Annotated in this window: 27 protein-coding genes and 1 pseudogene; 14 read left to right on the top strand and 14 right to left on the bottom strand. The window is 74.1% G+C overall.

Translation table 11 applies throughout. From position 1 onward, the window contains the following. Positions 1-124 precede the first annotated feature (124 nt). Entirely contained in the window at positions 125-1,282 is a 1,158-nt protein-coding gene (locus CLV37_RS23065) for an ATP-binding protein (protein WP_106214942.1), read from the top strand. Here the strand turns inward: CLV37_RS23065 and CLV37_RS23060 are convergent. Further along, positions 1,218-1,973, bottom strand: coding sequence for a sulfite exporter TauE/SafE family protein (locus tag CLV37_RS23060; protein ID WP_106214940.1), 756 nt, complete (start codon positions 1,971-1,973; stop codon positions 1,218-1,220). The genes CLV37_RS23065 and CLV37_RS23060 overlap by 65 nt on opposite strands. 18 nt (positions 1,974-1,991) lie before the next feature. On the opposite strand from CLV37_RS23060, the gene CLV37_RS23055 reads away from it, so the two are divergent. Genes CLV37_RS23055 through CLV37_RS23040 form a run of 4 tightly spaced genes read left to right on the top strand, consistent with a single transcriptional unit; the run spans position 1,992 to position 5,180 of the window. Then, the gene (locus CLV37_RS23055) at positions 1,992-3,371 is read left to right on the top strand and encodes a DNA polymerase IV (protein ID WP_245885722.1); all 1,380 of its coding nucleotides are present in this window, start codon (positions 1,992-1,994) and stop codon (positions 3,369-3,371) included. Further along, on the top strand, positions 3,368-4,207 hold the full coding sequence (locus tag CLV37_RS23050) for a DNA-3-methyladenine glycosylase 2 (RefSeq protein ID WP_106214938.1): 840 nt from the start codon (positions 3,368-3,370) through the stop codon (positions 4,205-4,207). The genes CLV37_RS23055 and CLV37_RS23050 overlap by 4 nt, the downstream gene beginning before the upstream one ends. Before the next feature lie 20 nt (positions 4,208-4,227). Further along, on the top strand, positions 4,228-4,962 hold the full coding sequence (locus tag CLV37_RS23045) for an SDR family oxidoreductase (RefSeq protein ID WP_106214936.1): 735 nt from the start codon (positions 4,228-4,230) through the stop codon (positions 4,960-4,962). A 29-nt stretch (positions 4,963-4,991) separates the two neighbouring features. Beyond that, entirely contained in the window at positions 4,992-5,180 is a 189-nt protein-coding gene (locus CLV37_RS23040) for a hypothetical protein (RefSeq protein ID WP_106214933.1), read from the top strand. A 41-nt stretch (positions 5,181-5,221) separates the two neighbouring features. Here the strand turns inward: CLV37_RS23040 and CLV37_RS23035 are convergent, their stop codons facing one another. Then, positions 5,222-5,701, bottom strand: coding sequence for a hypothetical protein (locus tag CLV37_RS23035; protein ID WP_106214931.1), 480 nt, complete (start codon positions 5,699-5,701; stop codon positions 5,222-5,224). A gap of 166 nt (positions 5,702-5,867) precedes the next feature. Next, positions 5,868-6,779, bottom strand: coding sequence for a LysR family transcriptional regulator (locus tag CLV37_RS23030; protein WP_211298876.1), 912 nt, complete (start codon positions 6,777-6,779; stop codon positions 5,868-5,870). Between the two features lie 72 nt (positions 6,780-6,851). Between CLV37_RS23030 and CLV37_RS23025 the strand changes: the two genes are divergently transcribed. Together CLV37_RS23025 and CLV37_RS23020 are read left to right on the top strand one after the other, a co-directional pair. Beyond that, a complete protein-coding gene (locus tag CLV37_RS23025) occupies positions 6,852-8,111 on the top strand; it encodes an MFS transporter (RefSeq protein ID WP_106214927.1) in 1,260 nt (419 codons plus the stop codon). Further along, positions 8,108-8,935 (top strand): NAD-dependent protein deacetylase, encoded by an 828-nt coding sequence (locus CLV37_RS23020; protein ID WP_245885719.1) that lies wholly within the window; start codon positions 8,108-8,110, stop codon positions 8,933-8,935. Before CLV37_RS23025 ends, CLV37_RS23020 begins: the two co-directional genes overlap by 4 nt. Here the strand turns inward: CLV37_RS23020 and CLV37_RS23015 are convergent. The 4 genes from CLV37_RS23015 to CLV37_RS23000 form a co-directional block, all read right to left on the bottom strand. Beyond that, the gene (locus CLV37_RS23015) at positions 8,917-9,567 is read right to left on the bottom strand and encodes a class II aldolase/adducin family protein (protein ID WP_106214925.1); all 651 of its coding nucleotides are present in this window, start codon (positions 9,565-9,567) and stop codon (positions 8,917-8,919) included. The two genes, CLV37_RS23020 and CLV37_RS23015, sit on opposite strands and share 19 nt — an antisense overlap. 47 nt (positions 9,568-9,614) lie before the next feature. Beyond that, positions 9,615-10,478 carry an aminoglycoside phosphotransferase family protein gene (locus CLV37_RS23010; RefSeq protein WP_245885717.1) on the bottom strand — a complete coding sequence of 288 codons (864 nt, stop codon included), beginning with the start codon at positions 10,476-10,478 and terminating at the stop codon, positions 9,615-9,617. A gap of 71 nt (positions 10,479-10,549) precedes the next feature. Then, the gene (locus CLV37_RS23005) at positions 10,550-10,936 is read right to left on the bottom strand and encodes a VOC family protein (protein WP_245885765.1); all 387 of its coding nucleotides are present in this window, start codon (positions 10,934-10,936) and stop codon (positions 10,550-10,552) included. An 11-nt stretch (positions 10,937-10,947) separates the two neighbouring features. Then, a complete protein-coding gene (locus CLV37_RS23000) occupies positions 10,948-11,529 on the bottom strand; it encodes a TetR/AcrR family transcriptional regulator (protein WP_106214921.1) in 582 nt (193 codons plus the stop codon). A 42-nt stretch (positions 11,530-11,571) separates the two neighbouring features. On the opposite strand from CLV37_RS23000, the gene CLV37_RS22995 reads away from it, so the two are divergent. Further along, positions 11,572-12,033 carry a GNAT family N-acetyltransferase gene (locus tag CLV37_RS22995; RefSeq protein ID WP_106215130.1) on the top strand — a complete coding sequence of 154 codons (462 nt, stop codon included), beginning with the start codon at positions 11,572-11,574 and terminating at the stop codon, positions 12,031-12,033. 29 nt (positions 12,034-12,062) lie between these two features. Next, positions 12,063-13,193, top strand: coding sequence for a 23S rRNA (uracil(747)-C(5))-methyltransferase RlmC (gene rlmC, locus CLV37_RS22990; RefSeq protein WP_106214919.1), 1,131 nt, complete (start codon positions 12,063-12,065; stop codon positions 13,191-13,193). A 34-nt stretch (positions 13,194-13,227) separates the two neighbouring features. Here rlmC and CLV37_RS22985 read toward each other — a convergent pair whose 3' ends face one another. Further along, positions 13,228-14,421 carry a hypothetical protein gene (locus CLV37_RS22985; protein WP_106214917.1) on the bottom strand — a complete coding sequence of 398 codons (1,194 nt, stop codon included), beginning with the start codon at positions 14,419-14,421 and terminating at the stop codon, positions 13,228-13,230. A gap of 146 nt (positions 14,422-14,567) precedes the next feature. Here CLV37_RS22985 and CLV37_RS22980 point away from each other — a divergent pair, with 146 nt between their 5' ends. Together CLV37_RS22980 and CLV37_RS22975 are read left to right on the top strand one after the other, a co-directional pair. Next, entirely contained in the window at positions 14,568-15,359 is a 792-nt protein-coding gene (locus CLV37_RS22980) for a COG4705 family protein (protein WP_106214915.1), read from the top strand. Between the two features lie 71 nt (positions 15,360-15,430). Further along, positions 15,431-16,075 carry a DedA family protein gene (locus tag CLV37_RS22975; protein ID WP_106214913.1) on the top strand — a complete coding sequence of 215 codons (645 nt, stop codon included), beginning with the start codon at positions 15,431-15,433 and terminating at the stop codon, positions 16,073-16,075. Positions 16,076-16,112: 37 nt separating this feature from the next. Here CLV37_RS22975 and CLV37_RS22970 read toward each other — a convergent pair whose 3' ends face one another. After that, positions 16,113-16,802 carry a DUF1345 domain-containing protein gene (locus CLV37_RS22970; RefSeq protein ID WP_106214911.1) on the bottom strand — a complete coding sequence of 230 codons (690 nt, stop codon included), beginning with the start codon at positions 16,800-16,802 and terminating at the stop codon, positions 16,113-16,115. Between the two features lie 231 nt (positions 16,803-17,033). Here CLV37_RS22970 and CLV37_RS22965 point away from each other — a divergent pair, with 231 nt between their 5' ends. Continuing rightward, a complete protein-coding gene (locus CLV37_RS22965; RefSeq protein ID WP_106215128.1) occupies positions 17,034-18,110 on the top strand; it encodes a magnesium transporter CorA family protein in 1,077 nt (358 codons plus the stop codon). Between the two features lie 30 nt (positions 18,111-18,140). Here the strand turns inward: CLV37_RS22965 and CLV37_RS22960 are convergent, their stop codons facing one another. The 4 genes from CLV37_RS22960 to CLV37_RS22945 all read right to left on the bottom strand — a co-directional run bounded on the left by CLV37_RS22960 (position 18,141) and on the right by CLV37_RS22945 (position 22,372). After that, the gene (locus tag CLV37_RS22960) at positions 18,141-19,085 is read right to left on the bottom strand and encodes an alpha/beta fold hydrolase (RefSeq protein ID WP_106214909.1); all 945 of its coding nucleotides are present in this window, start codon (positions 19,083-19,085) and stop codon (positions 18,141-18,143) included. A gap of 183 nt (positions 19,086-19,268) precedes the next feature. Next, positions 19,269-20,717, bottom strand: coding sequence for an amidase (locus CLV37_RS22955; protein ID WP_106214907.1), 1,449 nt, complete (start codon positions 20,715-20,717; stop codon positions 19,269-19,271). A gap of 135 nt (positions 20,718-20,852) precedes the next feature. Next, positions 20,853-21,452 carry a TetR/AcrR family transcriptional regulator gene (locus CLV37_RS22950; RefSeq protein WP_106214905.1) on the bottom strand — a complete coding sequence of 200 codons (600 nt, stop codon included), beginning with the start codon at positions 21,450-21,452 and terminating at the stop codon, positions 20,853-20,855. A 296-nt stretch (positions 21,453-21,748) separates the two neighbouring features. Next, positions 21,749-22,372, bottom strand: a complete 624-nt coding sequence (locus CLV37_RS22945; RefSeq protein WP_106214903.1) for a TetR/AcrR family transcriptional regulator — start codon at positions 22,370-22,372, stop codon at positions 21,749-21,751. A 73-nt stretch (positions 22,373-22,445) separates the two neighbouring features. Between CLV37_RS22945 and CLV37_RS22940 the strand changes: the two genes are divergently transcribed. After that, on the top strand, positions 22,446-23,702 hold the full coding sequence (locus tag CLV37_RS22940; RefSeq protein WP_106214901.1) for an MFS transporter: 1,257 nt from the start codon (positions 22,446-22,448) through the stop codon (positions 23,700-23,702). A 106-nt stretch (positions 23,703-23,808) separates the two neighbouring features. Here CLV37_RS22940 and CLV37_RS28910 read toward each other — a convergent pair whose 3' ends face one another. Then, a complete protein-coding gene (locus CLV37_RS28910) occupies positions 23,809-23,943 on the bottom strand; it encodes a hypothetical protein (RefSeq protein WP_281260555.1) in 135 nt (44 codons plus the stop codon). 102 nt (positions 23,944-24,045) lie between these two features. Here CLV37_RS28910 and CLV37_RS29085 point away from each other — a divergent pair. After that, positions 24,046-24,212 (top strand): annotated as a pseudogene (locus CLV37_RS29085) (type 1 glutamine amidotransferase domain-containing protein); the annotation flags it as partial.

The raw sequence follows: 24,212 nt of genomic DNA, 5'->3' as shown, positions 1-24,212 counted from the left end.
CGGCTCGCTGCGCGGGCCCGCGGCCCAGCGTCGTCGTGATCGCCGCGTCGCGATCACCGCGGCGGCTCCCGCGGCGCCCGTGCTCGACGGCAGCCCTCCGCTCACCGTGTGTCATGGTGGACGGGTGGGGGATGGCACCGACGCGGCACAGCCGCCGTCCGCCGCGACCGTCGAGGTGCGGCTGCTCGGCCTGCCGCTGCAGCACCGGGCCCGGCTGAGCGACCACGTCGAGGGGTTGCTGCGGGAGTTGGCCCTGGTCCGCGTGGGTCAGGAGCAGAGCTCGTGGGAGTCGCTGCCGGCGCGGCTGCTGCAGCTGGCCGTCGAGCTCGACACCACCTACGCCCCCTACCGGGCTCAGCGCGGCGCGGTGATGGACGAAGCCCTGGCGGCAGGGCAGGAGTTCTTCGACGCCGTCTACCAGGCCCCGGCCGCCTCGGTGGGCTGGGTGCGTCACCTCGGCGAGGTGCTGGAGGAAGCCGACGGCTTCTGCCGCGACGGCGTGCACCTGCTGACTCCGCCGGCGTCGCCGGAGCTCGTGGCGTTCCGGCGCTGGTTGTTCGGCGAGATCGTGCAGCAACTGTCCGGGAAGGCGCCCAGCCCCTGGCCCGGCTCCCACGGCCGGGCGCAGCGGACCGGTGCGGCAGGGGAGCCGGGCCGAGCAGCTCGCGCGACCGCCACGGAACTCACCGGAGTGCTCGGCTCGTCGTCCACCCCGGCGGCCGGCGTGGGCGGTGGGGGCAGGGTGGTCGGCGAGCCGCTGGTGATGGAGTCGATGGCCAGCGCCGTGTCTCGAGCTCGCCGCTACGTGCGGCAGGCCCTGACGGAGCTGGGAGCGCCCGAGCTGGAGGAGTCCGCCGAGCTGGCCGTCTCGGAACTGGTGACCAACGCGATGCTGCACGCACGGACCGCGTTCACCGTCACGGTGCGGGCGCTGGAGGCCGGTGGGGTGCGGGTGGAGGTCGCCGACACCTCACCGCTGCCGGTGGTCGTCCGCCGGCACGGCCTGAGCGCGGCCACGGGGCGGGGTCTGCAGCTGGTCGCCGCGGTGTCCGCCGCGTGGGGGATCGAGGCGTTCCCCGCGTCCGCGGGAACGGGCAAGTGCGTGTGGTTCGAACCGCGGGCCGACCCGGGGGACGAGCAGGACCTCACCCAGCGGTGGGCCGAGGACCTGGCCGGACTGCTGCAGCCGTCCGGCCCCGACCCCGGGCACTCCCGAGTCAGCGCAGCAGGTTCAGCCCCGACACGACCGACAGCCCCAGCACCCACTTCTCGAACGTCTTGATGTCCAGCCGCTTCGCGACCCACCAGCCGATGAGCGCGCCGACGACGACCGCGGGCGCCAGCCGCAGGTCCAGCCACAGGGAGTCCACGGCGATCAGGCCCAGCGCCACGCTGAACGGGATCTTGAAGCAGTTCACGATGAAGAAGAACCACGCGCCCGTGCCCAGGAACGACATGACGCCCAGGCCCATGGTGAACAGGTAGATCGACATGGGGGCGCCGCCGGCGTTGGCGACCATCGTCGCGAAACCGGCGAGGAACCCGAAACCCAGGGACGTCCAGCGGCGGCGGGTCACCGACATCGGCGGTGCCTCGCCCTGGGCGCGCAGCCTGCGCTGGCGCCAGAGGTGGATCACCACCAGCAGGATCAGCAGCACCCCGATGGAGCGGCGCATGACGGTGTCGTCGACGATCCGGACGAACCCGGCCCCGGCGACGACCCCGACCGCGACGTACGGGAACAGCCGCACGAGCAGTCCCCAGTCGGCGTGCCGGCGGTACAGCGAGATCGCGAACAGGTCGCCGAGGATCAGCAGGGGCAGGATGATCCCCGTGGACTCCTTCGCGGGCAGCACGGCCGCGAAGATCGCGATCGCGATGGTGCCCGCACCCCCGATGGAGGTCTTGGAGAACCCGATGACGAGCGCCGCCAGGTACAGGGGGATCAGCTGCGTCGTGGTCAGGTCCAGCACCGTGGGAGCGTACTCGGCGTGAGCGACCGCACCGTCCCGGGTGTCATGCACCTGGACCTCGACGCCTTCTTCGCGGCCGTCGAGCAGCGGGACAAACCGTCGCTGCGCGGCAAGCCCGTCGTCGTGGGCGGCACCGCCGGCCGGGGGGTGGTGGCCACCGCCAGCTACGAGGCCCGCGTCTTCGGGATCGGCTCGGCCATGCCCACGGCCCGCGCGCGCCGGTTGTGCCCGAACGCGGCGTACCTCGCGGGCCGGTTCGAGGCCTACCGGGTCGTCTCGCACCAGGTGATGGACCTCGCGCACGAGCTGTCGCCGCTCGTGGAACCGCTGTCGCTGGACGAGGCGTTCGTGGACCTGTCGGCGACCCGCGACGACCTCGACGTCGAGCAGGTCACGCGGATCGCCGAGCGGTTCCGCGCCGACGTGCGCGCCCGGACGGGCCTGACGGTCTCGGTGGGGGTCGCGGCGACCAAGCTCGTCGCCAAGATCGCCTCGGACCTGCGCAAACCCGACGCGCTCGTCGTGGTGCCGCCGGCGGAGCAGGAGGCGCTGCTGGCGCCCATGAGCGTCCGCAAGATCCCGGGCGTGGGGGCGGTGACGGGCGACCGGCTGATCCGCTCGGGGGTCAAGACCATCGGCGACCTCGCGGCGGCCGACGAGCGCGAACTCGTCCGGATGCTCGGCAAGGCCCACGGGACGGCGCTGCTGGCGTACGCGCGGGGGGTCGACCCGCGACCGGTGGTCGCCGAGCGCGAGGCGAAGTCGGTGTCGGCCGAGGAGACGTTCGCGGTCGACCTGACCGACCGACGCGACCTGGGGGAGCGGTTGCGGCGCATGGCCGACCGCGTCGCCGCCCGGCTGGGGGCCTCGGGCCTGTCGGGGCGGACGGTGACGATCAAGGTGCGGCGCTACGACTTCTCCACCCTGAACCGGTCGCGGACGCTGCTGCACGCGACGAGCTCGGCGAAGGAGATCACCCAGCACGCCACCGAGCTGCTCGCCGCGATCGACGTCGCCGACGGGGTCCGGCTGCTGGGGGTCGGGGTGTCGGGGCTGAGCGAGTTCAGCCAGACCGACCTGCTGGCCGAGCTCGAACCGGAGCGGGCCGACGGGGCCGACGACCTCCACGACCTCGCCGAGGCCGGTCAGGAGGGGGAGGACGAGACCCTGGAGTCCCCCCAGCCGTACGGACCGTCCGCGGGCGCGGCCTGGCGCCCGGGCCAGGACGTGACGCACGGGGAGTTCGGCCCCGGCTGGGTCCAGGGCTCGGGGGCCGGCCGCGTCACGGTCCGCTTCGAGGGCCCGCACACCCCCGTCGGGCGGATCCGCACGTTCCGCGACGACGACCCCGACCTCGCCCCCACGGGTCCGCCCGTCTTCACCCCGGAGCTGCCGTGAAGCTCGACGTCCCCGGCGGGCTGCCCGCCGAACCGCTGCGCCGGTGGCTGGCCGCCCACGCCGTCCCGGGCGCCGAGACCCACGTCGACGGCGTGCACCGCAGGGTGTTCCCCGGCCGGGCCGGTGGTCTCGTCGAGGCGAGCGTCGACCTGGGCACGGCCGACCGCTGCGACGTGGTGGTCGTCGAGGTGGACGGCGAGGGGGACGTCGACCCCGCCCTGGTCCGGCGCTGGCTCGACCTCGACGGCGACCACGTTGCCGCCGAGCGGCACCTGTCCGGCGACCCGCTGCTCGCGCCGCTGGTCGCCGCGAACCCGGGCCTGCGGGTGCCGCGGGCCGTCTCGGGGTCCGAGACGGCCCTGCTCACCGTGCTGGGCCAGCAGGTGTCCCTGGCCGCGGCCCGCACGTTCGCGGGCCGCCTCGTCGCCGCCCACGGCACCCCGGTGGGCGCCCTGCGCGCGTTCCCCGAGCCCGCCGCCCTGGCCGCGGCCGGCCCCGACGCGCTGCGCGCCGTGACGGGGGTGACGGGGGCCCGGGCCCGCACCCTGCACGCCCTGGCGAGCGCGTTCGCCGACGGCCTCGACCTCGAGACCGCCGACCCGGCGGCGGCCCGGGCCGAGCTCCTCGCCCTGCCCGGCATCGGCCCGTGGACCGTCGACTACGTGTCCCTGCGGGTGTTCGGCGACTCCGACGCCTTCCTGCCCTCCGACCTCGTCCTGCGCCGCGCGCTGGGCCGGATCACCGCGCGCGAGGCCGCGGCCCGGGCCGAGGCGTGGCGGCCGTGGCGCGGCTACGCGCTCCTCCACCTCTGGACCGCGGAGGTCTTCACGGACTGAGGGTTCGCTACGGTGCGTGGGTGAACGGAACCGTGGTGGTCACCGGCGGTAGTCGCGGCATCGGGGCGGCGGTCGTGCAGGCGCTCGCGGCCCGCGGGGTCCGGACCTGCTTCAGCTACGCCACGCGCCGGGAGGCGGCCGACGTCGTCGCCGCCACCGCGCACGACCTGGGCAGCGCCTGCCTGGCCGTGCAGGCCGACGTGTCCGTCGAGTCCGACGTCCGGCGCCTGTTCCACGCCGCCGCCGAGCTGGGCCCCGTCACCGGCCTGGTCAACAACGCCGGCATCACCGGCCCGCAGTCCTCCGTCGCCGACCTCGAGGTCGACCGCATCCGCCGGATCCTCGACGTCAACGTCGTCGGGGCGTTCCTGTGCGCCCGCGAGGCCGTCAAGCACCTGCGGGCGTCGGGGGGCGGCACGATCGTGAACGTCTCCTCCCGCGCCGCCGTCTCCGGCAGCCCGGGCGAGTACGTCGACTACGCCGCCTCCAAGGCCGCCGTCGACACCCTCACCGTCGGTCTGGCCCAGGAGGTCGCCGCCGACGGCATCCGCGTCGCCGGGGTGCGGCCCGGCCTGATCCGCACCGACATCCACGCCAGCTCGGGGGAACCCGGCCGGGTCGAACGGCTGCAGAAGACGATCCCGATGGGGCGCGCGGGCGAACCCGACGAGGTCGCCGAGGCCGTCGTCTGGTTGCTGTCCGACGCCGCGAGCTTCGTCACGGGCGCGACCCTCGACGTCGCCGGCGGCCGCTGAGCCCCGCCGGGACTGCGAGGATCGGGGCCGTGAGCGAACCCACCCGCGGCAGCCGCCGGCGCCTCGTCCAGTACCTCGTCCTGCTCGTCTGCGTCGTGGTCGGCTGCGTCCTGCTCGCCCGCGGCCAGGACGCGTGGGCGTGGGCGGCGTTCGGCGCCGCCGCGGGCGGGGTGATCGCCGTGGCGCAGTCGCGCCGCAAGGAGGGCGGGGACCGTTAGTTCCTGACGGAGGCTGGCTCTATCGGAGCTCCCCGCGCCGCTCAGAACGAGAAACCGAAGCCCACGCTGCTGCTCGTCTGCTGCTTGTCGGTGGAGAAACCGGTGGCCCACCAGCTGGCGACAGCAGCCAGTGGCACTCGCATCGCGCCGGTGTTGACCGCCGGAGCGCCGGGTGGGTAAGCACTCGCGCGGAGCAGGTTGATCACGGCCCCTCCCAGACCGATCGGCTCGCCCAACGGGGCGAGCTGCTTCCGCGTCGCGTCCTCGAGGATCCTCTCCTTCTCCTCGGGGCGGCCGCGAAGTCGACGAGCTTCGGGCGACCCGGCGAGCTCGTTGTAGTTCACGCGATAGGTGACGTCGTAGAAGGCCTCGGTGCTCACGGGAGAGCCCTGGATGAGCCACCCCCCAGCGATCAGGACGAGCGGGGGGCACTCCTCGCCACGCTCAGCGGCCTGCACCAGCCGCAGGAGCACGGGGTCGAGGGACGACGTCGAGGTCAGGGTTTCAGGAGCGATGGTCACGCTGCTTCGATCGGCGGGGCGTTGTGGAACCTTGACCGGGTCTGCTCCAGGCGGCCCAACGCCGCAGAGCTCCTGTGCCGGACGAACCGGCTCGGCGGATCTGCCCCGCCGCTCTCGGAGGCTCCCTCGCCATCGATCTGCAGTCACTGACACGCGCCGGGTACCGTTAACGCAGCAGCAGTTCCCCCCGGGCCAGCACGAGGTCGCGGAACGCGGCCGCCACCCGGGGCAGCGGTTCGTCGCGGCGCACCAGCCCCAGCGTGCGCGTCGAGGAGGGCCCGGCCAGCGGCCGTTCGACCACCCCCGCGAAGACCTCCGACGTCCCGCGCTGGGCCGAGGGCAGCACCGCCAGCCCCAGGCCCGCCGCGACCAGCCCCCGGATCGTGTGCGCGTCCTGGCCCTCGAACGCCACCCGCGGGACGATCCCGGCCCGCGCGAACGACGCGTCGGCCAGTTCCCGCAACCCGTACCCGGGTTCGAACAGCACGAACTCCTCGGCGGCCACGGCCGACAGCTCCAGCGGTCCGGGCGTCGCGAGCCGGTGGTCGGCCGGCAGCGCCACGACGAGGGGCTGCTCCACGAGCGCGTCGGTCAGCAGGCCCTCCCGGCGCGGCACCGGCGACGTCAGGACGAGGTCCACCTCGCCCGCCACCAGTTGCTCCAGCACCGCCCCGGCCGCGCCCTGGTGCAGCTGGAAGCGCACCCCCGGGTGGTCGGCGCGGAACACCCGCACCAGGGCCGGGACCGCCGCCGCCCCCAGCGTGTGCAGGAAACCCAGCGCGACCCGGCCGGTGCCGACCGCGTCGTCCTCCTGCACCGTCCGCACCCCGCGCTCCAGCTCGGCCAGCGCCCGCGCCGCCGACTCCGTCAGGGCCCGCCCCGCCGGGGTCAGGCGCACCCCGCGGCCGTGGGGCACGAGCAGCGGGACCCCCACCGCCCGCTGGACGCGCGCCAGCGTGCGGCTCACGGTCGGCTGCTGCAGGCCCAGCTCCTGCGCGGCCCGGGTCACGTGCTCGTGCTCCCCCACCGCCGCCAGCACCTGCAACGGCCCGGCCAGCACCGAGATCGGATCCTCCACCCCCGAAGTGTGCATGAGTTCGCGACGAACCAGGCATTGGACGCATCGGTCGCCGGTTCCTACGGTCGAACCGTGAGCCTCGACGCACGCCCCGGAGCCGGCCCCGACACCCCGTGGCTCGGCCACGAACGCGGGACCCCCGGCTACCGCCGCCTCGTCGTCGCCCTCTTCGCCGCGGGCCTGGCCACCTTCGCGCAGCTGTACTCCGTCCAGGCCGTCCTGCCCGCGATGGCGTCCGGCCTGCACGTGGGCGCCTCCGCCTCGGCCCTCGGCGTCTCCGCCGCCACCGGCGCGCTCGCCGTCTCCGTCGTCGGCTGGAGCGCCCTGGCCGACCGCCTCGGCCGCGTCCCCGTCATGGTCACCTCCGTCGTCCTCGCGACCCTGCTCGGCCTCGTCGTCCCCCTCGCGACGTCGCTGGCACCGCTGCTCGCGCTGCGGGCGCTGCAGGGCGCCGCCCTCGGTGGGCTGCCCGCCATCGCCATGGCCTACCTCGCCGAGGAGGTCCACGCCCGCGAGGTCGCCCTCGCCGCCGGCGCCTACATCTCCGGCAACTCCCTGGGCGGGCTCACCGGCCGCATCGTGTCCTCCGCCGTCGCCGATGTCGCCGGCTGGCGCTGGGGCGTCGCAGCCCCCGCCGTCGTCGGCCTCGTCGCCACCGTCGTGTTCTGCGCCCTCGTGCCCCGGTCCCGGGGGTTCGTCCGGCACCGCAGCACCACCGGCCCCACCGCCGGCGAGGGGCTGCGCAGCCGGGTCCGGCAGGCCCTGGCCGACCCCGGTCTGCTGGCCCTCTACGCCCAGGCCCTGCTGCTCATGGGCGCCTTCGTCACCGTCTACAACTACCTCGGGTTCCGGCTCGTCGAACCGCCGTTCTCGCTGTCCCAGGCCGTCGTCGGGCTGCTGTTCGTCGTCTACCTCGCCGGGACCCTCAGCTCCTCGGTCGCGGGCCGGCTCGCCGCGCGCGGGCGCCTGCGGGTCCTGCTCGGCGCCCTCGCCGTGTTCGCCACCGGCTGCCTGCTGACCCTCGCCCAGAGCATCGTCGTGGTCGTCGCCGGGCTCGTGCTGCTCACCGCCGGGTTCTTCGCCGCCCACTCCGTCGCCAGCGGCTGGGTCGGCGCCCGCGCCCGGCCCCGGGTCCGCGCCCAGGCCTCCGCCCTCTACACGTTCGCCTACTACGCCGGGTCCAGCGTCGTGGGCTGGCTCGCGGGGTTCGCCTTCGGGGCCGGCGGCTGGACCGTCGTCGTGGGGGTCGTGGTGGCGCTCGCGGTGTGCGCGGCGGTGCTGGCGCTCTTGGGCCTGCGGGGGCGAACCGAGGCAGGCAGCATGGGGGCGTGATCGAGGAACTCACGGAGCTGGTGCGCGCGCGCGGGGTCGTCGTCCTCGAGGGGGCCGGGATGTCGACGGGGTCCGGGATCCCCGACTACCGCGGGCCCAACGGGTCCCTGACCCGCCACACGCCCATGACCTACCAGGAGTTCACCGGTTCGGCCGAGAACCGCCGCCGGTACTGGGGCCGCAGCCACGTCGGCTGGGAGCACTTCCGGCGCGCCGAACCCAACGAGGCCCACCGCGCGGTCGCCGCCCTGGAGCGCGCGGGGTTCGTGACGGGCACGATCACCCAGAACGTCGACGGCCTCGACCTCGCCGCCGGGACGCGGGAGGTCGTCGAGCTGCACGGCGACCTCGACCGCGTCGTCTGCCTGAACTGCGGGGAGGTGACCTCCCGCGCCGAGCTCGCGGTCCGGCTGCGGGAGGCGAACCCCGCGTTCGACGCGCGGGTCGAGGAGCTGAACGCCCTGAACCCCGACGGCGACGCCGACCTCACCGACGCCCAGCTGGAGGGTTTCCGCACGGTGCCGTGCCGGCGCTGCGGCGAGGACGCGCTCAAGGCCGACGTCGTGTTCTTCGGGGAGAACGTCCCCAAGGAACGGGTCGAGCGCTCGTTCGAGCTGCTCGACGCGGGGAACTCCCTGCTGGTCCTGGGGTCCTCGCTGGCGGTCATGTCGGGGTACCGGTTCGTGCTGCACGCCGCGAAGACCGGCAAACCCGTCGCGATCGTGACCGCGGGCCCGACCCGCGGGGACGCCAAGGCCACGATCCGCCTCGACGCCCCCCTGCAGGACGTCCTGCCGGAACTGCGTCAGCGCCTGGGCGTCTGACCGTACCCGGCGAGGAGCCCGGCGACCCGGGTGATCTCGTCGGCCGGCAGCGTCTTCACGGGCCGTCCCGTGGCCAGCGCGCGCAGCTGCACGTCGCACACGTACTCCAGGTAGGGGACCTGCGCGAGGACCTTCGTCAGGTCCGCGCCCACGACGACCGCGCCGTGGTTGCCCATGAGCGCCGCCGTCCGGTCCCGCAGCGCGTCGGCGACCCCGGCGGCGAGCTCGTCGGAACCGAACGTCGCGTAGGGGGCGACGCGGATCCCGCCGCCGAACAGGGCCGTGTAGTAGTGCGAGGCGGGCACCTCGTCGACGACCGTCGACAGCGCCGTGGACGCGGGGGCGTGCGTGTGGACGACGGCGGTGTGCGCCGAACCCCGGTACACCGCCAGGTGCAGGGGCAGTTCGCTGGAGGGGGCCAGCGGGGCGTCGACGGGGGCGCCGTCGAGGGTGTGGACCCCGACGTCGGCGCCCGTCATGGTCGCGTAGTCGACACCGCTGGGGGAGACGACGACGAGGTCGCCGACCCGGGCCGAGACGTTGCCCGCGGTGCCGACGACCAGACCGTCGCGGCTGAGGGCCCTGCACGTGTCCGCGACGAGCCGGCGGACGTCTCCCAGATCGTGGTCCATGCCGCCGGTTCTACCCGATCGACCGCACGTGGGCAGGCGGGGCCGGCTCAGCGGGTCCGCAGGATCTCCTCCACGACGTGCTCGCTCTCGTCGATCGTGATGAGCGCCTTCCACAGCGCCCAGCCCCGTCCGCGCGCCCACGTCGCGTCGTCGACGCCGAGCTCGGCGCGGAACGTCTCGCGGGCGGCGCCGGTGAACGTCGTCCACGCGATCGCGAGGTCGCACGACGGGTCGCCGACGCCGCAGGTCCCGAAGTCGATGACGGCGGACAGCTCCCCGCCGCTGAGCAGCAGGTTGCCCGGGGCGACGTCGCCGTGGAACCAGCGGTCGACGCCGTCCCAGGAGGCGGCCAGGGCCTCCTCCCAGACGCTGCGCGCCGCGGCCACGTCGACCCGCCCGGCCAGGTCGCGCAGCGCCTGCCGGGTCTGCGCGTCGTAGGTCGTCAGCGGGCCGCCGCGGAACCAGTTGTGCTGCCCGGGCTGCGGGCCGCCGGCCGGGTCGACGCGGCCCAGGGCCACGAGGAACCGGGCGACGTCGGCGGCGAACCGCACGGGGTCGGCCGGTGCCTCCTCGAAGGCCGTGCGCCCGTCGAGCCACCCGTAGACCGACCACGGGAACGGGTAGTCCCGGTCGGGCACCCCGTGGCCGAGCGGGACGGGGACGGGCAGCGGGAGCTGCGGGGCCAGCACGGGTAGCCACCGCTGCTCCTTCGCGACGGCCTCGGCGTACCCGGCGGCGCTGGGCATGCGGACGGTCATGGCCGGGCCCAGCCGGAAGGTGCGGTTGTCCCAGCCGGGCCGGTCGACGGGGTCGACGGGCAGGTGCGCCCACTGCGGGAACTGCTCGGCCACCAGGCGGCGCACCAGGTCGGGGCGGACGTCGAGGCGTTCGGGGCGCGGGGGCAGGCTCACCGGCTCCAGCGAACCCCCGCCGGGGCGGGGCAGGCAACCGGTTTGCGGTGCCGCCCCGGAGCACGTCCGCCTCAGAAGGCGTCGCCCGTGCGCCAGGGCATCTGCTGCAGGGTGAGGGTGTTGCCGTCCGGGTCGGCGAACCCGGCGTACAGGACCCCGCCCCCCACGTCGACGACCGGGGACACGTCGACCCCGTGCGCCACGAGCTCGGCGCGGGCGGCCTCGATGTCCTCGACGACGAGGTGCAGCCCCCGCACCGACCCGGGCGCGGCGCCGTACACGTCCAGTCCCGTCCCGAAGCCGATGGAGCACCCGGAACCGGGTGGGGTCAGCTGCACGACGCGGACGCCCTCGGCGGGCCGCACGTCGACGTCGGCGTGGAAGCCCAGCCGGTCGACGTAGAAGGCCTTGGCGCGGTCGACGTCGGCCACCGGCAGCGGAACGAGTTCCAGCTTCATGTCCACACCGGTCAGCGTAGGGCGTCGAGCAGCCCGTCGACGGCGGTGCGCTGGCGGTGCGGGGAGTAGGTCTGCGGGTCGGCGGAGGCCAGGGCGTTCAGGCCCTCGACCTGGGCGACGAGCGCGACGGCCCGCTGGGTCCTCCGGGCCGCGGACAACTCCGGGCGGCACCTGCCGACGAGCCGGGCGACGCGGTCGACGAAGGCGCGGTTGTGGCTGACGTGCACGGCGCGCAGTTCCGGGTCGGTGACGGCGGCGGCCAGGAACCCGACCCAGACCCTGCCCTCCTCGCTGCCGGCGTCGGTGAGGGACAGCGCGCCGTGCAGGACGGCGCGCAGCGTGGCGAGGGGGTCGGAGCCGGCGCGTTCGAGGGCGTCGGCGCGCGCGCCGGTGCGGGCGTGCAGGAGTTCGCGCGCGTGCCGCAGCAGGGCCCGCTTGTCGGCGAAGGTGTGCAGCACCAAACCCGTGGTGCAGCCGGCGCGGTCGGCGACGGCGCGCAGCGTCAGGCCCGGCAGGCCGTCCTCGGCCAGCACCGTCCAGACGGCGGTGGACAGCAGGTCGCGCTGGGCGGCGACGTCGCGGGTGCGGGGCATCCCGGCCTCCTCTCCGTAACGGCTGTTACCGTAACAGGCGTGATGGAACAGCGGTTCACCGTGCGGCGCGAGGCCTGGGACGAGCCCGACGGGACGGCCCTGCGCTCCGCCCAGCGGGCCGAGCTCGACGCGCGCTACGGCAGCGACGACCACGAACCGGGCGTCGCGCCGAGCGCCGCCGACGTCCCGGTCTTCCTCGTCGCCCGCGACGAGGCCGGCCGCCCGGTGGCGTGCGGGGGCCTGCGGCCGCTGACGCCCGGACGCGCCGAGGTCAAGCGCATGTACGTCGTCCCCGAGCGTCGCGGCAGCGGCGTCGCCACCGTCGTGCTGCGGGCGATCGAGCAGGAGGCCCGGGCGCTGGGGGTGCGCCGGCTGCTGCTGGAGACCGGCACGCTGCAGCCGGAGGCCCTGCGCTTCTACCTGCGCGAGGGCTACGCGCGGATCGACAACTTCGGCCCGTACGCGGGCCAGGAGCAGTCGGTCTGCTGCGCGCGGGACCTGTGAGGCTCGACCTCTGGGAGGATGGGGGTGCCATGCAGTGCTCCTACTTCGACGCCCACGCGTGCCGGTCGTGCACGCTCATCGAGGTCCCCTACGCCGACCAGGTGCGGGACAAGGAGGAGCGCTGCGCCGAACTGCTGTCGGCGCACACCGGCCTGCAGTGGCTGCCCAGCGTCCGCAGCCCGCAGGAGGGGTACCGCAACAAGGCCAAGATGGTCGTGGGCGGCACGGCCGCGGCCCCGACGTTCGGGATCCTCGACGCTGAGGGGCGGGGGGTGGACCTGCGCGGGTGCGGGGTGATCGCCCCGGGCATCCGCGAGGTGCTGCCCGTGCTGGCCCGCTTCGTGACCCGCGCCGGCATCGCGCCCTACGACGTCCCGCGCCGGCGCGGGGAGCTCAAGCACGTGCTCGTGACCGAGTCGCCCACCGGGGAGCTCATGGTCCGCTTCGTGCTGCGCACCGACGGTCCCGTCGCGCGGATCCGCGAGCACCTGCCCGCCCTGCTCGCGAACCTGCCCCGCCTCGTGGTCGTCACGGCCAACCTGCTGCCCGAGCACAAGGCCGTCGTCGAGGGCGACGTCGACATCCCCCTCACCGAGCGCACCACGCTGGCGATGCCGCTGGGCGGCATCGCCCTGGACCTGCGCCCGCAGAGCTTCTTCCAGACGAACACCCGCGTCGCCCAGGAGCTGTACGCGCAGGTCGCGCGGTGGGTCGACGAGATCGGCCCGGCCAGCGTGTGGGACCTGTACTGCGGGGTCGGGGGTTTCGCCCTGCACTGCGCGGCGCCGGGCCGCCGCGTCGTCGGCATCGAGGTCAGCGCCGAGGCCGTCGAGAGCGCCCGGCACGCCGCCCGCGACCTGCCCGACGTGGAGTTCGCCGCCGGCGACGCGACCCGGTTCGCGCTGGAGTCCACCGAGGTCCCCGACCTGGTGGTGGTGAACCCGCCGCGGCGGGGGATCGGGCCGGACCTGGCCGGCTGGCTGGAGACCTCCGGCGTGCGGCACGTCGTCTACTCCAGCTGCAACCCCGTCACGCTCGCCAAGGACCTCGAGGCGATGCCGTCGCTGCGGCCCGTGCGGGGCCGGGTGCTCGACATGTTCCCCCACACCGCGCACGTCGAGGTCGCGGTGCTGCTGGAGCGGGTGGTTGCACCCCGCTGACCGCAGCCACCACGGGAGTTGCGAGCGGTTCCGGTCAGGGGCGGCGTACCGTCAGGTAGAAGAAGTCGCGCTGGTCCGGCGCGACGTACCGGTCGGCTTCCCGCGGCATGTCCGGCAGCAGCTTCGTGGGTGTGACGCTGCTGGAGCCGGGCGCCGCCCGCCAGCTGGAGAAGCTCACCATCCCCCGGTGCATGTCGAGTTCCATGGCCCGCACCGCACCCGCACGCACCAGAGCGTCGGCGAGGTGGACCAGGTCCATCCCGTTCCCCCCGACGTAGACGACGTCACCGCGCGCGTCCACGCCCAGGCCCGAGCGCCAGGTGTACTGGCCCTGGTTGCGCGAGGTCCCCCACAGCCCGGCGTGGTCGTCGGCGAGTCCGGCCGCCGGCACGCCTGCGTCGACGATCAGGTGCAGGTTCTGCCGGGCGGCCTCGGTGTGCGGGGTGATCTGGACCTCGGTGCCGAGAGCGCCCACGAGCAATCGGCCGTCACCGTCCACGACCGCCGTCGCCAGGTCCGGGGCCAGTGGGCGTGAGGATCGGCCGTCGAGGAGGAAACCACCTGGGGTGTCCTGGAACTTGAAACCGGCGTTGAAGGTGGCCAGCAGCTGAGCGGCGTCTCGGGGATCGACCTGCGCCCCACCGGGCCAGGGTGCTCCGCCGGGTTGACGGGTGCCGGCCACGAGGTGGGCGTCGTAGCTGCCGGCGCGGATCCACGCCGCACCGGCGATGACCTGCGGGTGGTCGGCGTCGGGGCGGAACCAGGTGGTGAAGATCGCCGGCCTGCCGGCGGCGTCCGCGCGTCCTGCGGTCCAGGTGCCCTCACCGTCCGCCGCGACCGTTCCGGTGAGCGGGGCCACCGCCGGTGGCCCGGTCACCTCGTGCACGGCAGGAGCGGCGCTGGGCGCGGCAGCGGCGGCGGGACCCGTGTGCGGTGCGGTGCCGGCGGGCACGTGACGGGAGTACCACCAGTTCTCGGCCGCGTCGACCAGGCCCGCGCCACCGTGCTCGCGGACCCACTCGACTGCGCGCACCGACGTCGGTGCCGCCCCCGGGGCGAGCATCGCCCGGCCGAACGACACGCCTGGAACGACCACCGCCACCGCCAGGACACCCGCGACCAGCCGTCGCCGCAGGTGCCGGCGGGGCGGTTCCGGTGCGGACGGCGCCGAGGCGTCCTGCACCCCCGAGCGGTCGGAGTGCCCCGGGTCGAACGCCGTCGGCTCCACGAGGACGAGCCTGCGCCCTCGGGGCTGAAGCCGTGCTGAGGAACCCGTCCCCACCTGGCGGGTTCGCCGCGTGCCGCCGCGCTCCCGGTGACGGCGGCGGTGACGTCCTCAGGAGAGCTTCAGCTCCGTTCGGTCACCGTGGGGCCATGACCGCGAACTCACCGCGCATGACGCTGCGCACCGTCGGCAACAAGGTTCCCGAGGTGACCGTCTGGTTCTGGATCGTCAAGGTCCTGGCCACCACGGTCGGTGAGACCTTCGCCGACTTCCTCAACGACACCCTCGGGCTGGGGCTGAGCGCCACCAGCATCGCCATGACCGTCCTGCTCGTCGTGGTGCTCGCGGCCCAGTTCCGCAGCCGCACCTACCGCCCACCGCTGTACTGGCTCACCGTCGTGCTCATCAGCGTCGTCGGAACCCTGCTCACCGACAACCTCAGCGACAACCTGGGCGTTCCGCTGCCGGTGTCCACGGCCGTGTTCGCCGTGCTGCTGGCCGTGACGTTCACCGTCTGGCGCCGCCGTGAGGGCACCTTGTCGATCCACGCCGTCGACACCGGCTCCCGGGAAGGCTTCTACTGGGCGGCCATCCTCTTCACCTTCGCCCTGGGTACCGCCGCCGGTGACCTGATCGCCGAGCAGGTCGGCCTGGGCTACCTCGCCTCGGTGGGCCTGTTCGCCCTGGCCATCGCCGTGGTCGCCCTGGCCCGCTACGGGTTCAGGGCCAACGCGGTGGGCACCTTCTGGGCCGCGTACGTCCTCACCCGCCCACTGGGGGCTTCCCTGGGTGACCTGCTGTCCCAGGACCGCAGCGACGGTGGCCTGGGGCTGGGCACCACCGGGACCAGCCTGCTGTTCCTGGTGGTCATCGCCGCCATCGTCGTCCACCTCACCCGCAGCCGCGTCGACCGACCGGTGTTGCGCGGCCACGACGCCTGAGGCGAGCACGTGGTGAGGTCCTGCACCGCCCGCCGCCGTGCCCCGAGCACGGCTGTCCCCCGAGGTTCGTGATGTCGACCCTGCTCAACCCCTCGCACCTGCTGAACACCTTCGGCGTCCTGGGCGTCTTCGTCATCCTGTTCGCCGAGACCGGCCTGCTGATCGGCTTCTTCCTGCCCGGGGACTCGCTGCTGTTCACCGCCGGCCTGCTCGCCGCGACCAGCGCCACGGCGGCGACCCACATCGCCTTGGTACCCCTGGTGCTCGCCGCCGTCGCCGGGGCGTTGACCGGCGCCGAGGTCGGCTACCTCATCGGCCGCAGCCTCGGGCCGCGCCTCCTGGACACCCCCGGGCACCCTCGACGAGCCGCCGGGCTGAAGCGCGCCGGTGAACTCCTGGACCGCTACGGGCACGGGCGCGCCGTCGTGCTGGCCCGTTTCATCCCCGTGGTCCGCACCCTCATGAACCCCCTCGCCGGTGCTGTCGGGGTTCCCGCCGCCCGTTTCGCCGCGTGGCAGGGGATCGGGGGAGCCGTCTGGGCGGCGGGGATCACCTTGGCCGGGTACTTCCTGGGCCGGCACGTCCCGAACGTGGACCACTACCTGCTGCCGATCGTCGCCGTCGTGGTGCTGGTCTCCCTGGTGCCCGTCGGCCTCGAGCTGCACCGGTCGCGGGCCCGGGATCCGGGTCCGGACCAGGTCCACCACGACCGTTGACGGGTCACCGCGTCGCCGGGGCCAGCCGCGGGGGACCTCACGGCAGGATGTTCACGGCGCGGGCGATGACGAGCGCGGCGATGCACAGCGCCGTCGCGCTCTGGGCGAGCATCAGCATCTTCGCCCAGCGCGTCCAGGGCATCGTGTCGGTGGGGCTGAACGCGGTGGAGTTCGTGAAGCTGAGGTAGAGGTAGTCCGGGAAGGTCGGTTCCCAGTCCGCCGGGGCGACGTCCGGGGACGCCATCTGCGGGAACAGAAAGTCGACGTCGGTGTCCCGGCCCTCCTTGCGGGACAGCGGCCCGCCGCGGTCGAGTTCCCAGTACCAGAGGGCGAACGTCACCACGTTCGTCAGGTAGACGGCGGCCCCCTCGAACAGGAGACCGCCGGGACTGCGCGTGGCGCGCCCGCGCACGAGGTGGTCGACGAGCAGCACCGCGCTGGCCCCGTTGGCCACGCTCGCGACGGCAACCAGGAGCAGGCTGGTGCGACGGAACCACGAGCTGGCGCGATCCATCCGGACCGGGTTCGCCACCGTGAGCGCCACCATCAGCGCGGCCTCCACCGCGGGCAGCGCCCAGCGGCTGCCCAGGGCCAGGTGGGCGGGCAGCCGCAGCTGCAGGGCGACGAGGGCGACCACCGTGACCTGCACCGGCCACCGGCGCTCACCCCGGGTCGGTCGCCTCCAGGCCGGGACCGGCGCGGCAGGAGCGTCCTGGAACTCGCTCACCGGATCACGGTAGGACCTCGCCGGGCCGACGCGCGGTCGGCGAGGCGCGGGTCCCGTGGAGGGATCGCGGAGCCTCGCGCCCGGGACCGGCGGGGACCGTCGCCGGTCCGGGAGATCGGTGGGTACGTCCCGGGAACCACCTCGGTGGTCCCTGCGAGGTGCGCCGTGGACGGTGCCCCGGCCCACGCGCCCCGGGGCGCCGACGGCCGGGACTGCTGGCACGCTACCGGGGTGACGAGCCTCCCCGATCGCGCCCCGGACACCCCGGCTCCGGGAGAACCCGATGCGCCCGGCCCGAACGCACCGACGGTCACCCGCGCCCAGCCCCCGCGCTGCCCCACCCGCACCCGGGCCTACCGCCACGGGCAGGTGGTCCAGGAGGGTTTCCCGGCCGAGCGGATCAGCGAGCTGCTCGCCGAGGACGAGGCCACCACCGTGTGGCTGGACCTGCGCGACCCCGACGCCGACGACCTGCAGATCCTCGTGCAGGAGTTCGGTCTGCACCCCCTGGCCGTCGAGGACGCCGTCCAGGACCACCAGCGCCCCAAGCTGGACCACTACCCCACCTACCGGTTCCTCAACACCTACGCGGTGACCCTGGACGACGGCACCTCGGAGCTGAGCACCAGCGAGATCAGCGCGTTCATCACCGGACGTGCGCTCATCACGGTCCGCAAGGACGACGCGTTCGACGTGGACACCCTCGTCGGCCGCTGGGACCTGGCCGCCGACCTGGCCGTGCACGGTGTCCCCTTCCTCGTGCACGGGTTGCTCGACCTCGTCGTCGACGGCCACCTGCGCGCCGTCCAGCACCTCGACGACGCGCTGGAGCAGCTCGAGGACCAGCTGTTCGAGCCCCGCCCGACGCTCGACGTGCGGCGGCGCGGGTTCGAGCTGCGCAAGAGCATCGCCGGTCTGCGCCACGTGACCGTCCCCATGCGGGAGGTCCTCGACCGGTACCTGCGCACGGAGGACCGGCGGACCAGCGCGGCGATGCTCCCCTACGTCCACGACGTCCAGGACCACGAGCAGCGGGCCGCGGAGTCCTGCGAGGCGCTGCGCGAGCACGCCCTCGCCATCATCGACTCGCACCGCAACGAGCAGAGCTACCAGCTGAACGAGGTGACCAAGAAGCTGGCCGGCTGGGCGGCGATCATCGCCGTGCCCACCGCGGTCACCGGGTTCTACGGCCAGAACGTCCCCTACCCGGGGTTCTCCCACCACGCGGGGTTCGTCACCAGCACGCTCACCATCGTCGTCCTGGCCGGCGGGTTGTTCGCCTTGCTGCGCCGGCGCGGCTGGCTCTGACGGGGCCCGGCCCGCGGTCCTGGTCCATGGTCAGCGAACCTGCGAGCGGACCTGCGCGAGAACGTCACCGATCTGCTGCTCGACGACGTCGGGCCGGTCGAGGGCCACGTCGTGGCTGCTGTCCCGGGCGGTGACCAGCGTCCGGTCCGGGGCGGCGTCGGCGAAGTGCTGCTGGGCGGCGCGCCAGGCCTCCGCGTCGGGGGACCCCGCCGGCATCGGCGTCCGCTCGGAGACGATGACGGCGACCGGCAGGTCGCTCGGCCAGGTCAGGGCGTGGTAGGCGGTGTGGGCGGGCCCGAAACCGTCGGCCACGGCCAGCGCCTGACGGGTCTGCCGCGTCTGCGGCGCGGCCCGCACCTGCGCCGCCTGCTCGTCGGTGGCGGCGACCAGTCGCGCCGTCTCCTGCGGGGTGAAGAACTGGGGGACGTTCGCGTCGACGAGGACCGCACCCTGGACCAGGCCGGGGTGGTCGTCGACCAGGTACGTCGCCACCTCCCCGGCCAGGGAGTGCGACACCAGGACGACCGGTTCCCGGACCAGGCCCAGACCCTGCAGGCCGGCGGCCAGGTCGTCGGCGGCGGCCGCCGCGCTGAAGGCGCCGGGCACGTCGCTGCTGCGGCCGGAACCGGTCCGGTCGTAGGTGACGACGGTGGCTCCGGTCTGCTGGGCCAGCACCGGGACGAGCGCGTTCCAGTACGAGGCGTCCTCGCCGCCGCCGGCGTCCAGCACGATCACGGCCCCCGAACCGGCCGTCACGTAGAAGGCCACGTCGTGGCCGTCGCGGGTGATCGTGCGCTGGGTCCCCATCGCCGTGGTCCCGGTCGGGTCCACCGGAGCCGGTGCGCTGGACGAGGAGGCCACCGGCACCCGGTCGGGGGCGGCGACCCCGGGGGAGCCGCAGGCCACCACCGCGCCCAGGGCGGCGGCCGTCACCAGTGCGGCGGTCAGGGTGCGGGGGCGTCGGGTGGACGACACGTCAGGGCCTCTCGGTGGGGGAGCCGGCTCGCGGGAGCGGAACCGGTCCCTCGAGACTGCCGGGAAAGAACCGTCCGCACGATGGAGCTGCCCCGAGAACCCGCGGTCGGGGCGACCCGACGGAACTGGTCGGGTCGCCCCCGTCGAGGCGGTGACGTCGAAACCTCCTGCGACTCCAGGCCTTCACAGGTCGGGGTGCTGGTCCTTCACGGGGCTGAGCGACTCCAGCACCGACGCGACGTGCAGGACGGTGGACTCCGCGTGCCAGGGGCCGGCGACCTGGACCCCGATGGGCAGGCCGTCGGTGCTGGTCCCGAACCGCATCGACAGGGCGGGCATGCCGGTGATGTTGAACTGGACGGTGAAGGTCTGGACGTGAGTGGCGTCCACGACCTGCCCGTCGATCGTGAGTTCGCCGGCGCCGTGCTCGTGGGCGAAGGTGGGCAGCACCGGCAGCAGCAGGGCGTCGAAGCGGGAGAAGAACTCGGCGTAGCCGTCGCGGATGCGCTCGAACCCCTGCTCGGCGGCGAGGTAGTCGGCCATCGAGGTGTCGGGGATCGACAGCATGGTCGTGGACATGGTGAACATCTCGTCCTCGTGCCCGGCGGTCGCCTCGGCCATGGCGGGTTTGAGTTCCATGACGTGCTGGGCGTTGAACAGCGCCAGGGGGTTGTTCTCCTGCAGGGCCGGGATCGTCACCTCCTCGACGTCCACCCCGGCCCCGCGCAGGGCCTCGGCGGCCCGCTGGACGGTCCGGGCGACCTGCGGGTCGACCGGCCCGAGCCCGGAGTCGGTGAACCAGCCCACCCGCAGCCGCCGCTGCGGGGCCGGGCCCACGCCGGTGTCGACGCCGCGGGGGGTGGTGGCGAACCCGTCGGAGCCGTCGGGTCCTTCGAGGATCGAGTAGGCCAGGGCCAAGTCGCGGACGGTGCGGGCCATCGGGCCCACGTGCCAGTCGCGGCGCGGGACGCGCGGCCACACCCCGGTCATGGGGACGCGTCCGTGGGTGGGCTTGAGGGCGACGATGCCGGTCTGGGCGGCCGGGCCGCGCACCGAGATGGCCAGGTCGGTGCCCAGGCCGATCGGGCTCATGCCCGCCGCGATCGCCGCGGACTCCCCGCCGCTGGAACCGCCGGGGGTGCGCTCGAGGTTCCACGGGTTGTTGGTGCGGCCGCTGAGCAGGTTGTCGGACTCGGTGGAGTAGGAGAACTCCGGCAGGTTCGTCTTGGCGAGCAGGATCGCGCCGGCGGCCTTCATGCGGGCCACGGCGGTGGCGTCGGTCTGCGGGGTGCGTCCGGCGAAGATCGGCGAACCGCGCTGGGTGAGGACCCCGGCGGTGTCGATGGAGTCCTTGACGGTGAACGGGACCCCGTGCAGGGGGCCGATCTCCGGGCCGGGTCCACCGCCGGTCGCCCGGGCCCGTCGCAGGGCGGCGTCGGCGGCGCGGGCTTCGTCCAGGGCGTGCTCGTTGAGGGTGACGATCGCGTTGATCGCCGGGTCGAGGGCGGCGATGCGGTCCAGGTGGGCCTGGACGACCTGCGCCGAGGTGGTCTGCCCGGTGCGGATGAGGTGGGCCAGGTCGGTGGCGTCGCGGAAGAACAGGTCGGTGGTGTCGTTCGGTCCGTCGTTCACGGGAGCTCCTTCGTGATGTGAAAAGTAGACTGGTCGTCTATAGGTGGGGACAAGGGTGCGCCGCCGAGGCCGTCGCACGAGGTGGCGCGGAGTGCGCCACGAGAGGGCGGGCTCCGGGTGGGGCCCGTGCCCGGGTCAGACGCCCAGGAGACGTCGGGTGGTGGTCATCGCCGTGTCCAGGGCACGCCGGTCGCGGCTCGTCTTGGCGAGCAGGCTCGCCCCGAGCCACGACCCGTACAGCCAGGTCGCCAGCTGCGCGGGGTCGTCGTCCAGCTGCAGGGAACCGTCGACCTCGCCGGCGCGGAGCATCTGCTCCACCCGGGCGATGATGCCCGTGGTCCCCTCGTCCAGCGTCGCCCGCAGGGTCTCGGACAGGTCCGAGACCTCGGCGGCGAGCTTGACGACCAGGCAGCGGCCCTGGCAGTCGTCGATCGTCTGCTTGTCGTGGAACTGCTGCCAGAAGCGCATCAACCGCTGCGCGGCCGGGGTGCCGGGGGTTGCGGCGATCTCGTCCATCGTGGCCAGGTAGGCGCTGAAGTAGTTCTCCAGCACCGCCCGACCGAAGGCGTCCTTGGAGCCGAAGTGGTGGTAGAAGGAGCCGGTCGGTACACCGGCCGCGGTCAGCACCTCGTTGACACCTGCGGCGGACCAGCCCTTGCGAGCGATGAGGTCCTCGGCGACGTCGAGGACGCGTTGCCGGGTCCCGGCCTTCGTCCTCGCTGTTCTCGTCGTCATGGTGCCACCGTAGCGAGTATTAGACCGCTCGTCTAGTCCACCTCCCGGACGTCCTCCCCGGCGTGAGCAGCCGATACCGTCAGGATTCCGTCGTTCGCGATGTCGTTGCGGGGCAGTGCGGTACGGGCGCACCGGAGCCTGAGGTCCGAATCGTCGCCCAGTTCCAGCCGCCGACCGTGACACGTGGACGGACCGCGGGAGAACTCCTCGCGAGTTCCCGGGGCAGCGCACGGCGGGGCCCCGGCGGGGATCCGGGCCGACGTCACCGGTGAGGCGTCACCGGTGAGCGGGTGGTCTCACGCGCCGATCAGGCGCCGGGTGGTCGCCATCGCGTTGTCCATGGACGACAGGTTCCGGTACACCTTGGCCAGGACGCTGGCGCCCATCCACAGTTCGTACAGGGACTGGGCCACGGCGCGGGGTTCGTCCTGCAGCGTGACCGTGCCGTCCTCGAGGCCGCCGCGCAGCGCGGACTCCAGGCGGTTGACGATGCCCGTAGTGCCGGCCTTCAGGCGTTCGCGCATGGCCTCGGACATGTCCGCGACCTCGGCGCCGAGCTTCACCGCCAGGCAGCGGCCCTGGCAGTCGTCCAGGCTCTGGGTCAGCCGCCAGCTCTCGAAGTAGTCGAGGGTCCGCTGGGCCCAGGTCGTGTCCGGCCGGCTCAGCACGACGTCCATGTCGGCCAGGTACTGCGCGTAGTAGTGCTCCAGGACGGCTTCGCCGAACGCGTCCTTGGAGGAGAAGTAGTGGTAGAACGACCCCTTGGGGACCCCGGCGCCGGCGAGCACCTCGTTGATGCCGACGCCCGAGAAGCCCTTGTGCGCGAAGGTGCGCTGGGCGGCGTCGAGCAGGGTCGTCCGGGTGCTGGTGCGGGAGTCCGTGGCGGTGCGGCCGTCGGTGGTGGCGAGAGTGGTGGCCATGGAACGAGGGTACCAGTGACTAGACCGGTCGTCTTGACTAGACGACCGGTCTATTCAACCATACGGTGACGCCATGCCCACCACCACCCACCGTCCGTCCCGCACGCGGGGATCCCTCCCGCCCGCCGTCGGCCTCTGGTGGCGACCGGCGGCGGCCGCCTTCGCCGTCGCCTTCGGGGCGAACGCGTTCGCCGCGCTGCTGCAGACCTACCGCGGGGCGCTGTCCCCGGTCCAGGTGACCGGGCTGTTCGGCGGCTACGCCCTCGGGCTCGTCCCGGCGGTCCTGGTCATGGCCCGGGTCGCCGACCGGCTGGGCCGGCGCGTCGTGCTCCTGGGGGCCCTGCTGCTGTCGGTGCTGGGGACGGGCGTGCTCGCCCTGGGCGGGGACCACTTCGCCGCCCTGCTCGTGGGCCGGGTGGTCATCGGCCTCAGTGCGGGGGCCGCCTTCGCGCCCGCCACCGCCTGGGTCGGAGAACTGTCCCGGACCGGTTCCCCGTCCGGCCGGTCCGGCGGGACGGCCCGGGGCGCGCTGCGCGCCGGGACCGCTCTCACCGCCGGGTTCGCCCTGGGGCCGTTGGTGTCCGGAGCGGTCGTGCAGGTCTCGACGTCGTTGCGCCCGGTCGCCTACGCGCTGCAGGTGGTCTTGGTCCTGGTCGCCCTGGGCCTGGTCCGGGCGACGCCGGAGGTGCGGACCGAGACGTCGTCGCGGACGCCCGGCGCCGCGTCGTCGCAGGCCCCCGCGTCGACGGCGTGGCGGTCGGTGCGCGGCCGGGCGTTCTCGTCCCTGGTGCTGCCGAGCGCCCCGTGGGTCTTCGGGGCGGCCACGACCTCCCTGGCCGGTCTGCCGGTGCTCGTGCCGCTGGGCCGGTTCGGTCCCCTCGGCAGCGGTGTGGTGGCGGCGCTCACCCTCGGGACCGGCGTCCTGGTCCAGCCGACCGCTCAGCGCCTGGCCCGGCGCTCCCCGTCCCTGCCCCTGCGGCTGGGCCTCGGGGCGGTGGTGGTCGGGATGCTCACGGCCGCGGTGACCGTCGCCGCCTCCTCCCTCGTGCTCCTGGGGGTCAGCGCGGTGGTGCTCGGCAGCGCCTACGGGTTCCTGCTCGCCGGCGGGCTCGGGGTCGTGAACTCGATCGCCGCGCCGCGGGACGCGGCGACGGTCACCGGCGTCTTCTACGCCCTGACCTACCTGGGGTTCGCCGCCCCCGTCCTGCTCCCCGCCCTCAGCCACCTCTGGGCGGCCCCCCTCGTCCTGGTCGCCGGGGCCGGCGCGGCGACGCTGAGCCTGGCGGTCGTCCTTCGGGCCCGGCCGGCGCTCACCGGTCGGACCTCCTAGCTCGATCCCGTCACGTCAGCGCGTGCCCGAGCGGGGGCGGTCCAGGAAGGGGTCGACGACGGCCCACGTGGCCTCGTGGGCCTCCAGGTGCGGCAGGTGCCCGGCCTCAGCCGGGGTTGACGATGCGGTCGCTGGCGGCCCAGACCACCAGGGCGGGTACCTCGGCCGCGGACAGCCGGGCCGGCAGGGTGGGATCGCCCGTGCCCGGACCGGCCGAGGTGGCCGGGGTGACGCAGGTCACCCACCTCCGGTTCGCCCTAAATAGACCGGTCGTCTAGCATCGTTCCCGTGACCGCAGCGGTCACCGGACCGCCAGGTCCGCAGTTCACCGCAGGAGCCCACCGTGAACGTCCTCATCGTCCTCACCTCCCACGACGAACTCGGCGACACCGGCCGCAAGACCGGGTTCTGGCTCGAGGAACTCGCCGCGCCCTACTACCGGTTGAAGGACGCCGGGGCCACGATCACCCTGGCCTCGCCCAAGGGTGGCCGGCCCCCGCTGGACCCCAA

The sequence above is a fragment of the Kineococcus rhizosphaerae genome (assembly GCF_003002055.1).
Lineage (GTDB): Bacteria > Actinomycetota > Actinomycetes > Actinomycetales > Kineococcaceae > Kineococcus > Kineococcus rhizosphaerae.
Note: the sequence above shows the minus strand (reverse complement) of the source record. Positions and strands in the feature narration are given on the sequence as shown.

Bases quoted from the DNA above. Each gene is read 5' to 3' on its own strand.
- CLV37_RS23015 (WP_106214925.1), bottom strand. From the start codon at position 9,567: ATGGACCACGATCTGGGAGACGTCCGCCGGCTCGTCGCGGACACGTGC.
- CLV37_RS23005 (WP_245885765.1), bottom strand. From the start codon at position 10,936: ATGAAGCTGGAACTCGTTCCGCTGCCGGTGGCCGACGTCGACCGCGCC.
- CLV37_RS23000 (WP_106214921.1), bottom strand. From the start codon at position 11,529: ATGCCCCGCACCCGCGACGTCGCCGCCCAGCGCGACCTGCTGTCCACC.
- CLV37_RS22995 (WP_106215130.1), top strand. From the start codon at position 11,572: ATGGAACAGCGGTTCACCGTGCGGCGCGAGGCCTGGGACGAGCCCGAC.
- rlmC (WP_106214919.1), top strand. From the start codon at position 12,063: ATGCAGTGCTCCTACTTCGACGCCCACGCGTGCCGGTCGTGCACGCTC.
- CLV37_RS22980 (WP_106214915.1), top strand. From the start codon at position 14,568: ATGACCGCGAACTCACCGCGCATGACGCTGCGCACCGTCGGCAACAAG.
- CLV37_RS22975 (WP_106214913.1), top strand. From the start codon at position 15,431: ATGTCGACCCTGCTCAACCCCTCGCACCTGCTGAACACCTTCGGCGTC.
- CLV37_RS22950 (WP_106214905.1), bottom strand. From the start codon at position 21,452: ATGACGACGAGAACAGCGAGGACGAAGGCCGGGACCCGGCAACGCGTC.
- CLV37_RS22945 (WP_106214903.1), bottom strand. From the start codon at position 22,372: ATGGCCACCACTCTCGCCACCACCGACGGCCGCACCGCCACGGACTCC.
- CLV37_RS22940 (WP_106214901.1), top strand. From the start codon at position 22,446: ATGCCCACCACCACCCACCGTCCGTCCCGCACGCGGGGATCCCTCCCG.